Here is a 14,386-nt window from a genome sequence, read left to right on the forward strand (position 1 = left end):
GATGGACCTGGACTGGAGCGCACTGGGATTGTCGTTGAAGGTGGCCGGCTGGGCCACGGCGATCAATCTTGTTGCCGGCGTGGCACTCGGCGCGCTGCTGGCGCGACGGCGCTTTCCCGGTCGGGAACTGCTGGATTCGATACTGACCCTGCCGATGGTGCTGCCGCCGACGGTGCTGGGCTATTACCTGCTGGTGCTGATCGGGCGCAATGGCCCGATCGGCGCCTGGTTGCAGTCGTGGTTCGGCATCAACCTGGTGTTTACCTGGCAGGCGGCGGTGATCGCTGCTGCGGTGGCGTCGTTTCCGCTGGTGTTCAAACCGGCACGCGCTGCATTCGAGGAAGTGGACGGCCAGTTGGAGCAGGCCGCGCGCACGCTGGGTGTGTCCGAAGCGGCGGTGTTCTTCCGCATCACCCTGCCGCTGGCATGGCGCGGGATCCTGGCGGGCCTGCTGCTGGCGTTCGCACGGGCGATGGGTGAGTTCGGCGCCACGCTGATGGTGGCCGGCAGCATTCCGGGCCGCACGCAGACCTTGTCGATCGCCATCTATGAAGCGGTGCAGGCGGGGCAGGATGGCAAGGCCAATGCGCTGGTGATCCTGACGTCGGTGGTGTGCATCGTGATCCTGCTGCTGGCCGCGCGGCTGGTGGGTGGGCGCCGTCGGGAGCTGCGCGATGTGGCTTGACCTGCAGGTGCAGCGGCGATTGCAGGCGTCCGGCCAGACGTTCGAGCTGGACGTTGCACTGCAGTGCACGCAGCGGCAGGTGGTGCTGTTCGGGCCTTCCGGTGCCGGCAAGAGCCTGACGCTGAAAGCGGTGGCCGGCCTGCTGCGCCCGGAGCATGGGCATGTGCGCCTGCACGGGCAGACACTGTTCGATGCGGGAGCAGGGGTCGATCTGCCACCGCAGCGTCGTCGCCTGGGATATGTGTTCCAGGACTACGCGCTGTTTCCGCACCTGAGCGTGCGCCAGAACGTGGCGTTCGGGCTGCAGCGGGGCTGGTTGAATCCACCGCGCGGCACCCGTATCGAGGCAGTGGAGCAGTGGCTGCAGGCATTCCGGATCGAGCATGTGGCGGATCTGCTGCCGTCACAGGTATCCGGCGGACAGCGCCAGCGCACGGCGTTGGCGCGTGCACTGGTGACCCGGCCACAGGCGTTGCTGCTGGACGAACCGTTCGCAGCGCTCGACCACGACCTGCGCCAGCACCTGCGCCAGGAGCTGGAAACCGTACTGGATGAAACCGGTATTCCACTGCTGCTGATCAGCCACGACCCGCAGGATGTGGCGGTGTTCGGCCAGCAGGTAGCGCGGGTGGTGGACGGGCGCGTCGTCGATGGATGACGCGGGGCGTTTGTGCAGGGCCATAGCCTGGCGCGCCGTGTATCCACGCGGGTAGTGCCGGCCGCTGGCCGGCAGCGTCGTAGGGACGGTTCAATACAGCTCGCAGTGGGTGCGGCCCTCACCGCGCAGGGCATCCCAATGGCCTTCGCCGCCGATCGCGTCGATGGCTTCGCGCATCGCACCTTCCAGGTGGCTCTTGTTGCCACACAGGTAGATGTGGCCGCCACGGGCCAGCACATCCCGCATCTGCGTCGCCTGCTGCTTCAGCACATGCTGCACATAGACCTTTTGCGCCGCGTCGCGCGAGAACGCGGTGTGCAGGCCAGCCAGTACGCCACGCGCCTGCCAGTCCTGCAGCTGCTCGCGGTACAGGAAGTCGTGCTCGCGATGCTTCTCGCCGAACACCAGATGGACCTCCCGTGCGTCGCCGGTGGCCTGCAGTTCCTGCATCAGGCCCATCAGCGGCGCGATGCCGGTACCGGTGCCCACCAGCAGCAGAGGTGCGTTGCCGCCTTCGGGCAGGTGGAAGCCCGGATTGGAGCGGCAGTACACACGCGCCGTGTCGCCGCCGTGCAGCAGGCTGCCAGTGGCGGTGCCGAAGCGTTCGCGGCCACGCAGGGTGTAGCGCACTTCGCGCACGCACAGGCTCAGCTGGTCGTCGCGCGGATGCGAGGCAATCGAGTAGGCGCGCGGCAGGCAGGGTGAGAGCAGCTCGCGCAATCGCGCCAGAGGGACCGACTGCGGGGTGGCGTGGTCCTGCAGCACGTCCAGCAGGTCCAGGCCATGCAGGTAGGCGTCCAGTTCGCGTTTCTGGCTGATCTTCAGCAGGCTTTTCAGTACGTCGCTACCCCCCAGCCTGGCCAGTTCGCGCAGTACGCCCTTGCTGAGCAGGCGCAGTTCGCGGTCGCGCAGCGCGTCGACGGCGCTGGAATCGCCATACCAGCTGGCCAGGGCCTGCAGCAGCGCAGGATCGTTTTCTGCAACCAGATGCAGGGTGTCGCCGGCCCGGTAGGCCATGCCGCTGCCCGCGATGTCCAGCTGCAGGTGCCAGGCGGCGGGGGGGCTGTGATTCAGTCGGCGCCGTTCGACAATGCCGGCGGCGAACGCGTTGTCTTCGCCGTAGGCCGTCACTTGCAGGCGCAGATCCTGGCCCGCAGTCGCATCACCGTCCAGTACCTGGCCCAGCACCGGCCGCCACTGCTGGAAGAACTGTTCGTAGCCGAGGTCGGCGTCGACACGGTGCAGCAGTGGCTGCGCCTGACGATCGCTCAACGCTGCATCCAGCGCCTTGGTGAAACCGCAGAAGCTGGGGTAGCCGGTATCCCCCAGGCCGAACACCGCGTAGCGCAGTCCGGGCAGGGCGGGCGCCTGTCGCAGCGACTCGAAGAAGCGCTCGCCATTGGCCGGCGGCTCGCCGTCGCCGAACGAGCTGGAGATGGCCAGCAGCACATCGCCGTGGCCGAGGCCGGCCACATCGATGTCATTGAACGGCAGGACCTGCGGTCCATGCGGCTGCAGTTCCGGGTCCGCACCCAGGCGTTGGGCCAGGGCGCGGGCGTTGCCCGACTCGGAGGCGAAACCCACCAGCAGCCGGCTGATGGGGCTGCGTGTGGGGATGGCGTTCACGCAGCCTCGTAGAAGTCGTCGAACTTTTCCTTGCTGAACTCGACAAGGTCATAGTTCTGCATCAGGTCGTTCACCACGCGGCGGATGCTGATGTACGAGGTGATGTTGCCATCGGCGTCGAACAGTGGCTGCACGGTGGTGTCGACCACGTAGAGCACGCCGCCCTTGCCAAGGTTGGGGACGATGCCGGTCCAGGTCTTGCCGGCCTTGATGGTGTCCCACATGTCCTTGTAGACGGCCTTGGGTACGTCAGGATGGCGGACGATGCTGTGCGGCTGGCCGATCAGTTCCTCGCGCGCGAACCCGGTGAGCGTGCAGAACAGGTCGTTGGCATAGGTGATGTTGCCCTGCAGGTCGGTGGTGGAGATCACCATCACGTTCTGCATGGCGTTGAGCAGCTGGGCGTTGTCGGGGGTGTAGCTCATCGCGGGTCCTTTGGATGCCGGTGACGCCGGCGTATTGGGTTCCTGCATAGAGATACGCGCCCGTGGCGTGGGGCGGATTGATATAGGTCAAGCGTGTGCCCGGAGGGGGCTGCGACCGGCTGTCGCAGGGAGGGGCGGCGCTAGTGGGCGCTCACCCCATCACATACCGCAGCACACCCGCCGATACCACGCCGATCAGCACCGTCGGCAGCATCGACAGCCGCGTGGCCGCAAGCAACGTGATCGCCAGTGCAGCCAGATCGGCCGGCTTGTCGGCCACGAAGTCCGGGGCGATCACCGAGATCAGCACGCAGCCCGGGGCGGCTTCCATCACCGTCACCGCGCGCTTGCTCAGGGTGCGGTTGCGCAGCGCGAGGAAACCGATGATGCGGGTGAGATAGGTGGCGGCGGCCATCAGGATGATGGTCAGCACCGAGGTCCAGTGGATCAGTCCGTTGAAGATCATGCGGCGTCCTCGGCCAGCAGCCACGCAGCGGTCAGACCGGCCAGCGCGCCGCTGGCGACGTACCAGGCGCCGGGCACCAGCAGGTAGGTGCCCGCTGCCACCACCAGGCTGACCAACCATGGCCGGGCGGCGCGGATGCCTTGCCACATGCCGCGCAGCAACACCAGGAACACGGCGGGGAAGGCCATGTCGAAGCCATAGGCGTGGATGTCACCGAGCAGTGGGCCGACGATCGCGCCCAGCGCGGTGCACAGTACCCACACGGTGTACAGGCCGGCCGACACGCCGAGGTAGTAGGACAGGCTGAAGCCCAGTGCCCGACGGCGCGCATCGGCCACGCCCAGAGCCCAGCTTTCATCGCACATGAAGAACAGCGCCGGCAGCACGCGACGGCGCGGCAGGTGCTGCAGCAACGGCGCCAGGCTGGCACCCATCAACAGGTGGCGGCTGTTGACCAGCGCGGTGATCGCTACGATCAGCGCGATGTGTGGCGGCGAAGTCCACAGTTCGACCGCGGCGAATTCAGACCCACCGGCAAAGTTGAGGCCGGTCATCAGCGGCACTTCCAGCGCCGACAGGCCCTTCTGGGCGGCCTGGGCACCGAGCACCAGGGCGAAAGGAATGAAGCCGATCATCACCGGCACGGCGGCGCGCAGGCCGCGCAGGAATTCGGCGCGCGGTGCGGTGTCGCACGCGGTATCAGGCAGGGGCAGGGTGGTTCGGGCGTCCATGGATCAACAACGGGTGGGGGTGGCCCATGCTAACGGTCCGATCACGCAATCGGGTTGCGTTGATGCCATTGAGTCGACGGAATGTAGAATATCATGCGGCCATCAGCCTGATGGGTGAAATTTCATGCAGTACCAGCTCGATAACCTGGATCGCCGCATCCTCGACGCCCTGCAGCGCGATGGTCGCCTGCAGAACCTGGAGCTTTCGCGACAGGTGGGGCTGTCGCCGTCCGCCTGCCTGCGCCGGGTCCGCCTGCTGGAAGAGGGCGGCTACATCGATCGCTACGTGGCCCTGCTCAACGCGGCGAGGATCGGGCGTGGGTTCACGGTGTTCGTCCGCGTGTGGCTGCGTGGCCAGGACGAAGACACCACCAACCACTTCATCAACAGCATCAAGTCCTTCCCGGAAGTGCTTGAATGCCATCTGATGGCGGGCGACTGCGACTTCCTGCTGCGGGTGGCGGTGGCCGACCTTGATGCGTACCGGCAGTTCCAGATACAGCACCTCAACCGGATCGCCGGGGTGCAGAACACCAAGACCGAAATCCCCATGCAGCGGATCAAACAGACCACTGAACTGCCGGTCTGAACGGCCCGGCGCGTCCCCTGCGCGCCGCCGTCATCGCAATGACACGTGACGCCGCTACGGTTTGACCCGCTTGCCGGCCGTGCGCAGGTCGACCCGCCTGGTCGCACCGCGCTTCGCCGCTGCAGCTGATGTCGCTGCCGAGGGTCATGTGTTCTACGTCAGGGGGCTGAATGGACAGCATGCGATCAGACGTTGGAGGGTGGCGGCCGCCGCCGGGTTGCTGTTCGCCTTCGCTGCCGCCGCACAGGACGACATCCGCGCCTATGACATTCCCGCGCAGCCGCTGGAACAGGCGGTCGAGCGCTTCAGCGTCGTCAGCGGCTGGTCGGTGATGTATCCCGGCGACCTCGGCACGGGCCGCAGCAGCCATCCGCTGCAAGCCAGCCTGCCGCCACTGCAGGCGCTGCAGGTGGTGCTGCAGGATACGGGTGTCGAGGCCGAGCTGATCGGCGCGCAGCGCGTGGTCCTGCGCCGCGCCGCACGCGCCGCTGCCGAGGCCTCTGCGACCGGTGTGGCCAACGACCTCGGGCAGCGTCGCCGCTTCGGCGACCTGCAGCAGCGGCTGCGCACTGCGTTCTGTGGCGACCCTGACCTTGCACCGGGCGCCTATGCGGCGACGCTGCGCTTCCGCATTGCCAACGACGGCCAGGTGCAGGAACCCGAACTGCTTGCCGGCAGCGGCAGCCCCCGCCGCGATGCGCGTCTTCTGCAGGCGATGCAGGCGCTGCGGCTGGACACCGATGCTGCCGCGCTGCCGCAGCCGGTGACCCTGCAGATTCGTCCTTCCAGCGCGGGCCACGACTGTGGCCGGCGCCCGCCCCAACCATGACGTCAAGGAATCGAACATGAGCAACAGCACGGCTGGGGCGGTAGACCTGATGGACCATCTGCTGGGCGCGTACGACGAACTGAAGCGCCGCCTGGTGCGCAAGCTGGGCTCGGAAGAGCTGGCCGGCGACGCGCTGCAGGACACCTGGATGCGCCTGAGCACGCGCCGCGATCGCCTGGACCCGGTACAGAACCCCGCGGCGTACCTGCTGCGCATGGCGATGAACACCGTGATCGACCGCCAGCGCGCCGACCATCGCCTGCTGAGCCTGGAAGAAGTGGATACGTTGATGGACATGGCCGATCCCGGCCCGGGGCCGGCACAGGCGGCCGAGCAGGAGATGGCGCTGGAAGACATGGTCGGGCTGCTGCAGCGGATGCCCGAGCGCCGCCGCCGGATACTGCTGGCGATCCGCGTGGACGGCCTGCAGCAGCGCGATGTGGCCGAGCACCTGGGCGTGTCGTTGCGGCTGGTGCAGCGTGAGCTGAAAGCCGCACAGGATTACCTGGCCGAACGCAGCGGGCAGGGACGGCAGGTGCGGTTCTGAGGCACGGCATCCGTCTACACTTTGACGCCGAGCAGAACCCCGCAGCGTGCGGGGACGGCAAGAGCCCTCATGGACGCTGACGACCAACCGCACCGCCCGCTCGACGCCGTGGAGCGCCAGGCCCACGCGTGGGTGGTACGGTTGACCTCGGGCGAAGCCACTGCGGCCGATGCCAGGAAATTCCGCCAATGGTGCGAGGCCGATCCCGGCCATCGGCACGCCTTTGCGCGCGCGAAACGGCAATGGGAACAGGTACGCCTGGCCGGTGAGCAGCTGCCTGCCGCTGCGCGCCAGCCGCAGCCTGCAACCCCGGCACAACGCTGGAGCCGGCGCGCATTCCTGGGTGCGGCCGTGGCGGCACCTGCGAGCCTGGCCGTGGTGGCTGCGCTGCACCCGCCACTGGGCCTGTGGCCTTCGGTGACGGCGATGACCGCCGATTTCCATACCGGTACCGGCGAGCGGCTGCAGATTGCGCCGACGCCGCACCTGAAGATCGAACTGGATACGCAGAGCAGCCTGCGCCGGCGCAGTGATGCCCAGGGTGAAGGCTTCGAGCTGGTGCAGGGACAGGCGGCGATCGAGGCCGCTGCGGGAGCGCGCCTGGCGCTGTTCGCCGGGCCGGGTTGCCTGGTGGCCGACGAGGGCGCAGCACGCCTGGATGTGCGCAATACCGATGGCCAGGTGCGCGTGACCTGCCTGCGCGGCAGCGTGCGCATCGAGCATCCGCAAGGTCGCCTGCAGCTGCAGGCCGGCCAGCAGACGGTGTATGACGAGCGCCTCAGTGGCGTGGTGGCCGAAGCCGTGGCGGCCGAAGTCAGCGCGTGGACCGAAGGCATGCTGGTGTTCCGCCGCGCGCCACTGCGTGAGGTGGTGGCCGAGATCAACCGCTACCGGCGCGGCAAGGTGCTGCTGGGCGAATCCGCATTGGCGCGGGCGCCGGTCAGTGGTCGCTTCCGCATTGATGATCCGGATGCCGCACTGGAGCAGCTCGGGCAGACGCTGTCACTCGGCCTGCGTCGCTTTCCCGGTGGAATTGCCGTCTTGGGGTAAGACCCTGGCTGCGCGCGACGCGCACGCCCGCTGCATGCATGGAGAGGCCAAGGATGCGCAACGAGACCATCGGTGTGTTGGATCTGCGCCGCAATCTGTCGGCGCTGCTGGAAACCACCCAGCGGCGGCCGCTGATGGTGCACCGCTATGGCGCGCCGTGGGTATGCGTGGTGTCCGACCCGCAGTGGCGGCAGCAGGCGGTGCTGCTGGAGTTCGAGCCACAGGACCATCCGTTGGCGATGCTGCTGCGGTTGCAGCGGCAGGCGCTGCCACTTTCGGAATCGGGAATGCTGCCTGCTGCTGCACTGGCACGTGCCTTGTTGCTGATGGCCATGCACGGCATCGAGGGTCTGGCGGCACTTCACGATCACGTGCGCTACCACCGGTTGTGGCACTGGTTCGTGGCCGCCAGCGATGCACAGATGGAGGGATGGCAGCTGCCACTGCTGCAGGCGACGACGGCGGCGCTGCTGGATGACGCGGACGCGATGCACGCGCTGGCGGCATTCGCGCAGCGCAGCGACGTTGCCGTGCTGGCCCGGCGGTGTGGCGGAGAGGCGCCGCGCCTGGACCTGCAAGCCTGCAGGCGGATGACGTTGCGGTGACATTCCCGCGATGCTGCCACGCACTGCTCAACATCGCATTCGTGCTGTCGCTTCGGCTGCCTTGCTGACGTCTTCTGCAGAGTACGACGCTCCCGCGTCGCGGAGCGCAGGCGACGCCGATGAACGACAGTCGCAGGATCAGCATGCTGGAGCTGGACCGCCACCTGAGCCAGTCGCTGGAGCAGGCGCGGCACGCCCCAGTGAATGTGCAGCGCTATGGGCAGCCGTGGGTGTGGATGCTGTCCAGCGATGCCTGGGCCGATGCGGCAAGGTGGTCAGCGCTGGATGTCAGCGGCCATCCGTTGATGCTGCTGCGGCAGGCGCTGGACGCATGCCTGCAGCCGTGGCCTGAAGCCGCCTTGGCCACGCTTGCGCAGGAGAGCGCGGAGATGCGCATGGTGCAACGTGCGGTGCTGCTGATCGCGCTGTGCGCCCCTGGCAGCGTGCAGCGCCTGCACGACGATCTTCGCTATCACCAGGTGTACCGGCAATTCATCGGCTTCGATCATGGCATGGCCTGGTCGCCCCTGCAGTGCATGCGCCTGCTGCAGGCGTGTGCCGCGCCACTGCTGCAGCGCTGCGTGGAGGAAACGCTTGCGCGCGTTCCGTCGTCGCTGCTGGACGCTGCCTGCGTGGGGAATGCGCGCCGTGTGGGTGATCGGCTGCAGGAACGGCCGATTTCCGCAGGATGTTTATCGTACTGACACATGCGCCGCTGACCATGGGGCGGCGGTCTCTTCCAGGATGATGAGGGCGGAACAATGGCAATGCAGATGGGTGGTCGCAGGGCTCGGCAGCAGGGCTTCAGCCTGATCGAGATCATGGTGGTGGTGGTCATCATCGGCATTCTGGCTGCACTGATCGTGCCCCGGCTGATGGATCGCCCCGACCAGGCCCGCGTGGTGGCGGCACGCCAGGACATCGCCGCACTGATGCAGGCCATGAAGCTGTACCGGCTGGACAATGGGCGTTACCCCAGTGCCGGGCAGGGGCTGCAGGCGCTGCTGAAACCGCCGCAGGGCAGCGGCGCGATGCCGGTCACGCCGTACCTCGACCGCCTGCCGGATGACCCGTGGGGGCACCCCTACCAGTACCAGAACCCCGGCACGCACGGCGATATCGACGTGTTCTCGCTGGGGGCCGACAGCAAGCCCGGCGGTGAGGCCGGCAACGCGGACATCGGTTCCTGGCAGTTGTGAGGCCGGACAATGGCACGCCGGAACATTCCAGGTGCGTTTACCCGCCAGCAGGGCATGGCGGTGATCGTGGCGATGCTGGTGGTGGCACTGGTGGCGGTGATCGCCACTGCGCTGCTGACCCGGCAGGCCGCACAGCTGCGTGCGGTACGCAGCGACCAGCTGCGCATGCAGGTACGCATGGCAGTGGACGTCACGCTGGAACGCGCGGCGCAGCAGTTGCGTGACGACGCGCGCGAGCAGTTGACTACCGTTGGCAACGGGCGCTGGGCGCGGCCGGTGCAGCTGCAGGCGCCGCTGCCGGTGCACCTGCAGCTGGTGGACGCGCAGTCGAGGTTCAACCTGCGCACGCTGCTGGCTGACGGCCAGCCTGCCGCAGAGGCACTGCGTGCGTTCACTTCGCTGTGTGTGGGGCAGGGGCTGCCCCGCGCGGCCTGTGCCAGCGCCGCAACGCAGGTCCAGTCGCGCCTGCGCGATGGTGATCGGCAGGCGCGGGCACCGTTGCCGCGTGAGTCGCTGATTGAACAGGTTCTGGCAGGCGCCGATCCGGTGGCGATACAGGCACTGGCGCGGCGTACGGTGGTGCTGCCAGCGCAGACCCTGGTCAACGCCAATACAGGTGATATCGCCGTACTGCAGGCGGTTGCACCCGGGGTGGAAGCCGGGCGCCTGCAGGCGCTGCTGGGCGAGCGTGATCGTGGCCACTGGCTGCTCAACCGCGGTGACATCGCCAACCGGCTGCAGCTGAGCAACGAACAGATGGCGCTGATGCCGCTGGGTATCCACAGCGAGTGGTTCCTGGCGGTAGGCCAGGTACAGGCAGACGGCGCATCGGTGGATTTCCGCGCATTGATCTGGCGCGAGTACCGTGACGACAGCGTGCGTGTGCAACGGGTATGGACAAGGATCGGTGCATGAGCCTGCAGCTGAGAGTGCGCCTGCCGGCGCTGGAACGATTGGATGGGGACAGCGCGGTGGAGTGGGCGCAGCTGCACAAGGACCGCGTGCTGGCCACGGGCAGCGACCCTCTGTCGACGCTGGGCCAGCGCTTTCCGCAGGCGAGGGTGCATGCGAGCCTTGATCCGCAGGACCTGATCCTGCTTGAGCTGCAGCTGCCGCCGCTGCCCGGGCGACGCCTGCAGGCGGCCCTGCAGGGTGAAGTGGAAGCGATGCTGCTGGATGATCTGCAGGAGGTGGCGCTGGGCCATGGCACCCAGGCGGCCGATGGCACGGTGGCGGTGGCGTGGCTTGGCCTGGAGGCGATTGCGCGCGTACAGCAGCAGTTGCACGAGTGCGGGCTGCAGTTGCAGGCGCTGCACCCAACGCCCTTGGTGCTGCCGTGGGCGGTCGGCCAGGCCACCCTGCAGCTGTGTGGTGAGCAGGTACTGGTCCGCTGTGGCCGTGATCGTGGCTTCGTGCAGTGGTGCGGTGGGCGTGACCTGGCCTCGGTGATGCAGGTGCTGGCCGTGCGCTTGCAGCAGGCCGGGGTGCAGGCAGTGCAGTGGATCGATGCCGTGCCGCCCGCTTGGGCCGAGCGTCTGCCGGCCAGCGTGCTGACGCAGGCGGTGCAGTGCAGCGGTCCGCTGCCTGGCTGGTCACTGCCGTTGCCGGCCTCGCGTGCAGGTGCGCCACGCCTGGCTATCGGTCTTGCGCTGGCGGCGGCAGTGCTGGTTGCGCTGGGCCTGCAACTGCAGGTGTCGCGCTGGCACAGCGAGGGTGAAGCCCTGCAGCATGACTTGGCGCGGCAGTTCAGCACGCACTTCCCCGAGATCCACGATGTGGTCGATCCGGTGGTGCAGGCGCGGCGGGCACTGGCGGCGCCGGCAGCGCCACGGGCACTTCCCGCCGTGCAGCAGCAGGTTGCCGGCGTGCTGCAGGCCATCCCCGAGTTGGCTGGCCAGGTTCGCAGCCTGCGCTATCAACCGGGCCAGATGGAATTGGAACTGGACGCTGACGCGCAGGTGTTGGCCGAGGACGCGCAACGGCTGGAGCGCTGGCAGCAGGCGATGCAGGCACAGGGGCTGCAGCTTGCGCACGAAGCCGGTGGCCGCTTGCGGATCAGCAGCGGGACTGCGCCGTGACCACAGCGGAACTACGGCCGGCGGGCTTCGTGCGCGGACTGTCGCAGCGTTGGCAGCGGCTGGCGGCGCGCGAGCGCGCGATGCTGCTGTTGATGGCTGTGGCGATAGCGGCGGCCGCACTGTGGCTGGGCTGGCTGCAGCCGCTGCTTAAGCAGCGCAGCCATTGGCAGGCTGAGCTTCCACGGCTGCAGGCGCAGGCGGCAGCACTTGCACCGCTGCTGCGCGCCCGTGAACAACAGCAACAGGCGCAAGGCCGGCGGCCGACACTTGCAGGCCTGCGCCAACAGATCACCGCTGCCGGCCTGGCGGGCAGCCTGCATATCGAAACGCGCGACGGGCGCTGGCACCTGCAGGTACGCAGTGTGCCCGCCGATGCGCTCTGGAACTGGCTGCTGCCTCTGCTGGCCGACCCGGCCATCGAACTGCAGCAACTGCAACTGCAACGGACAGGGGACGCGAACATGCCGGCGGCACGGATTTCCGGAAACATCGTGATGGCCGCCCAGGGCGGTGGCCATCCATGAAGGCGATGCGCAGCCTGGGCTGCAGCGCGGCATTGGCACTGGTGGTGGGCCTGGCCCATCTTCCGGCGCCGGTGCAGGCGCAGGACGCCAATGGCGAACCGGTGCAGCTGAACCTGGTGGACACCGATATCGGTGGGGTGCTGCGCATGGCGGCACGCTTCACCGGCCGCCAGTTCCTGGTCGACCCCCGGGTGAGCGGCAAGATGACCGTGGTCTCCGATGGGCCGGTCAGCCGTGTGCAGGCTTACCAGCTGCTGCTGGGTGCATTGCGCATGCGCGGTTTTGCCGTGGTTGAAAGCGGGGGTGTCAGCCGGGTGGTGCCGCAGGCCGATGCCAAGCTGCTGGGCGGCCGCGTTGGTGCCGGTGGCGCGGGCGGCGAAATAGCCACGCGCACGTTTTCCCTGCGCTACGAGAGTGCCGCGGCGCTGGTGGCGGTGCTGCGGCCGATGATCACCGCGGACAATCCGATCACCGCCAACCCCGGCAACAACACGCTGGTCATCACCGACTACGCCGACAACCTGGAGCGCATCGCGCGGGTCATCGCCAGCGTGGATACACCGGCCGGCATGGACACCGACGTGGTGAAGCTGCAGCAGGGCATTGCCGTGGACGTGGCGGCGATGGTCGCACCGCTGCTGGATGCGCAGGGCGCGGAGCCGGCGCAGAAGGTGGTGGTGATGGCCGACCCGCGCAGCAACAGCGTGCTGCTGCGTTCCAGCAGCCCGGGCCGCACGCGCTTGGCGCGGCAGCTGGTGGAGAAGCTGGACAAGGCCCAGGACGAGTCCGGCAACCTGCATGTGGTGTACCTGCGCAACGCCCAGGCCACCCAGCTGGCCGGGGTGCTGCGGGGCGTGGTGGCAGGGCAGAGCGATGCGCCGGCAATGGGCAGCAGCGACGGCATCACTGCATTGCCGGGCGAGACCAGCCGCAATGCCAGCCCGCCGCCGCAGCCTGCACAGGGCAAGAACAAAGACAATGCGCTGGAATCGCCGCGGCTTGATCCCGGCCGTCGCGAACCGACCGATGCCGGCAGCACCGGCTTCAGCCAGAACGGCATTTCGGTGCAGGCCGACATCGCCACCAACACCTTGCTGATCTCTGCCCCGGAGCCGGTGTACCGCAACCTGCGGCGGGTGATCGACCAGCTGGACCAGCGTCGGGCGCAGGTGCTGGTGGAGAGCCTGATCGTGGAGGTCAACCAGACCGACGCCGCCGAGCTGGGCGTGCAATGGATGCTGGGCAACGGCCGCACCTTCGGTGGCACCCATTTCGGCGGCACCACCGGTGGTAGTGGGCTGAACACCACCGCGCGCACCACGCTCGACGTGCTGCCGAAGGACGGGCTGAACATCGGCGTGATCGACGGCACGATCAACCTGCCCGGCGTCGGCCAGATCCTCAACATGAAGGCGCTGGCCAATGCCCTGCAGAGCAAAGGCGGCGCCAACATCCTCTCCACGCCGAACCTGATGACGCTGGACAACGAGGCGGCCAGCATCATGGTCGGGCAGACCGTGCCCTTCGTCAGTGGCCGCTATGTGACCGATGGCGGTGGTGGCAGCAACAACCCGTTCCAGACCATCGAACGCGAGGACGTGGGCCTGAAGCTGCGGGTGCGCCCGCAGATTTCCGAGGGCGGCACGGTGAAGCTGGACATCTACCAGGAAGTCAGCAGCATCGATGCGCAGAGCTCGGGCAGCGCCGGCATCATCACCAACAAGCGGGCGCTGGACACCAGCGTGCTGCTCGATGACGGCCAGATCATGGTGCTGGGCGGCCTGCTGGAAGACAGCGTCAGTCATGGCCGCGATGCCGTGCCGGGGCTGGGGAAGATCCCGGTGCTGGGCGCGCTGTTCCGCAGCGATACGCGCAAGCGGGCCAAGACCAACCTGATGGTGTTCCTGCGCCCGCACGTGGTGCGTGACCCGGCTGCCGGCCAGCGCCTGACCCGCGACCGCTACGACTACATGCGCAATGCACAGGCCGGCACGCAGCCGGTACAGAGCTGGGCATTGCCGGCGCTGTCGGCGCCGCAGCTGCCGCCGCAGGACCTGTCGGTGCTGGGCCAGGGCAATGCACGTGATGGCCAGGGCCAGCCGCTGCAGAACGGCAGCCTTGCGGCGTTGTATCCGGCCAGCGAGGGCAATGTGCAGGTGGTGCAGTTCGCGCAGGGGCTGGATGCAGCGCGTACCATGCAGGCCGTGGCACAGGTGCGCGCGCTTGGCCTGCAGGCCTATGCCGAAACCACGCCGGGCGAAACCGGACAGCGACTGCGGGTGCGGGTGGCACGCGACCCGGCCACGCTGGACCCGGCGCTGCAGCAGCTGCGCGGGCTGGGCTACACCCCGGAACTGGTCATCGGCCCATGAGC

Annotated in this window: 17 protein-coding genes; 13 read left to right on the top strand and 4 right to left on the bottom strand. The window is 68.0% G+C overall.

Going from position 1 to position 14,386, the window contains the following annotated elements; genetic code table 11:
- Nucleotide 1: 1 nt before the first annotated feature.
- Both modB and ABIA73_RS00955 read left to right on the top strand, forming a co-directional pair.
- Nucleotides 2-685, top strand: coding sequence for a molybdate ABC transporter permease subunit (modB, locus tag ABIA73_RS00950; protein ID WP_025874355.1), 684 nt, complete (start codon nucleotides 2-4; stop codon nucleotides 683-685).
- Entirely contained in the window at nucleotides 675-1,343 is a 669-nt protein-coding gene (locus ABIA73_RS00955) for a sulfate/molybdate ABC transporter ATP-binding protein (RefSeq protein ID WP_279206998.1), read from the top strand. The genes modB and ABIA73_RS00955 overlap by 11 nt, the downstream gene beginning before the upstream one ends.
- Nucleotides 1,344-1,433: 90 nt before the next feature.
- Here ABIA73_RS00955 and ABIA73_RS00960 read toward each other — a convergent pair whose 3' ends face one another.
- The 4 genes from ABIA73_RS00960 to ABIA73_RS00975 form a co-directional block, all read right to left on the bottom strand.
- Complete coding sequence (locus ABIA73_RS00960) at nucleotides 1,434-2,969, bottom strand: diflavin oxidoreductase (protein WP_354275259.1); 1,536 nt, start codon at nucleotides 2,967-2,969, stop codon at nucleotides 1,434-1,436.
- Entirely contained in the window at nucleotides 2,966-3,394 is a 429-nt protein-coding gene (locus tag ABIA73_RS00965; protein WP_005409905.1) for a PAS domain-containing protein, read from the bottom strand. The genes ABIA73_RS00960 and ABIA73_RS00965 overlap by 4 nt, the downstream gene beginning before the upstream one ends.
- 151 nt (nucleotides 3,395-3,545) lie before the next feature.
- Entirely contained in the window at nucleotides 3,546-3,860 is a 315-nt protein-coding gene (locus ABIA73_RS00970) for an AzlD family protein (protein WP_033831264.1), read from the bottom strand.
- Nucleotides 3,857-4,591 carry an AzlC family ABC transporter permease gene (locus tag ABIA73_RS00975; RefSeq protein ID WP_354275260.1) on the bottom strand — a complete coding sequence of 245 codons (735 nt, stop codon included), beginning with the start codon at nucleotides 4,589-4,591 and terminating at the stop codon, nucleotides 3,857-3,859. Before ABIA73_RS00975 ends, ABIA73_RS00970 begins: the two co-directional genes overlap by 4 nt.
- A 124-nt stretch (nucleotides 4,592-4,715) precedes the next feature.
- On the opposite strand from ABIA73_RS00975, the gene ABIA73_RS00980 reads away from it, so the two are divergent.
- The 11 genes from ABIA73_RS00980 (at nucleotide 4,716) to gspD (ending at nucleotide 14,384) form a co-directional block, all read left to right on the top strand.
- Nucleotides 4,716-5,180, top strand: coding sequence for an Lrp/AsnC family transcriptional regulator (locus ABIA73_RS00980; protein ID WP_025874361.1), 465 nt, complete (start codon nucleotides 4,716-4,718; stop codon nucleotides 5,178-5,180).
- A gap of 148 nt (nucleotides 5,181-5,328) precedes the next feature.
- A complete protein-coding gene (locus ABIA73_RS00985; protein ID WP_317850715.1) occupies nucleotides 5,329-6,009 on the top strand; it encodes a TonB-dependent receptor in 681 nt (226 codons plus the stop codon).
- Between the two features lie 16 nt (nucleotides 6,010-6,025).
- Entirely contained in the window at nucleotides 6,026-6,556 is a 531-nt protein-coding gene (locus ABIA73_RS00990) for an RNA polymerase sigma factor (protein ID WP_025874363.1), read from the top strand.
- A 69-nt stretch (nucleotides 6,557-6,625) separates the two neighbouring features.
- On the top strand, nucleotides 6,626-7,606 hold the full coding sequence (locus ABIA73_RS00995; protein WP_025874364.1) for a FecR family protein: 981 nt from the start codon (nucleotides 6,626-6,628) through the stop codon (nucleotides 7,604-7,606).
- A gap of 53 nt (nucleotides 7,607-7,659) precedes the next feature.
- On the top strand, nucleotides 7,660-8,211 hold the full coding sequence (locus tag ABIA73_RS01000) for a hypothetical protein (RefSeq protein ID WP_059064332.1): 552 nt from the start codon (nucleotides 7,660-7,662) through the stop codon (nucleotides 8,209-8,211).
- 119 nt (nucleotides 8,212-8,330) lie between these two features.
- The gene (locus ABIA73_RS01005) at nucleotides 8,331-8,915 is read left to right on the top strand and encodes a hypothetical protein (protein ID WP_354275261.1); all 585 of its coding nucleotides are present in this window, start codon (nucleotides 8,331-8,333) and stop codon (nucleotides 8,913-8,915) included.
- 57 nt (nucleotides 8,916-8,972) lie between these two features.
- Nucleotides 8,973-9,410 (top strand): type II secretion system major pseudopilin GspG, encoded by a 438-nt coding sequence (gene gspG / locus ABIA73_RS01010; protein ID WP_033831258.1) that lies wholly within the window; start codon nucleotides 8,973-8,975, stop codon nucleotides 9,408-9,410.
- Between the two features lie 54 nt (nucleotides 9,411-9,464).
- On the top strand, nucleotides 9,465-10,325 hold the full coding sequence (gspK, locus tag ABIA73_RS01015; RefSeq protein ID WP_354275398.1) for a type II secretion system minor pseudopilin GspK: 861 nt from the start codon (nucleotides 9,465-9,467) through the stop codon (nucleotides 10,323-10,325).
- On the top strand, nucleotides 10,322-11,488 hold the full coding sequence (gspL, locus tag ABIA73_RS01020) for a type II secretion system protein GspL (protein ID WP_354275262.1): 1,167 nt from the start codon (nucleotides 10,322-10,324) through the stop codon (nucleotides 11,486-11,488). The genes gspK and gspL overlap by 4 nt, the downstream gene beginning before the upstream one ends.
- Entirely contained in the window at nucleotides 11,485-12,012 is a 528-nt protein-coding gene (locus ABIA73_RS01025; protein ID WP_301908908.1) for a type II secretion system protein M, read from the top strand. Before gspL ends, ABIA73_RS01025 begins: the two co-directional genes overlap by 4 nt.
- The gene (gspD, locus tag ABIA73_RS01030) at nucleotides 12,009-14,384 is read left to right on the top strand and encodes a type II secretion system secretin GspD (RefSeq protein ID WP_354275263.1); all 2,376 of its coding nucleotides are present in this window, start codon (nucleotides 12,009-12,011) and stop codon (nucleotides 14,382-14,384) included. Before ABIA73_RS01025 ends, gspD begins: the two co-directional genes overlap by 4 nt.
- Nucleotides 14,385-14,386 lie beyond the last annotated feature (2 nt).

The organism is Stenotrophomonas sp. 2694 (genome assembly GCF_040548715.1).
Classification (GTDB): Bacteria; Pseudomonadota; Gammaproteobacteria; order Xanthomonadales; family Xanthomonadaceae; genus Stenotrophomonas; species Stenotrophomonas indicatrix.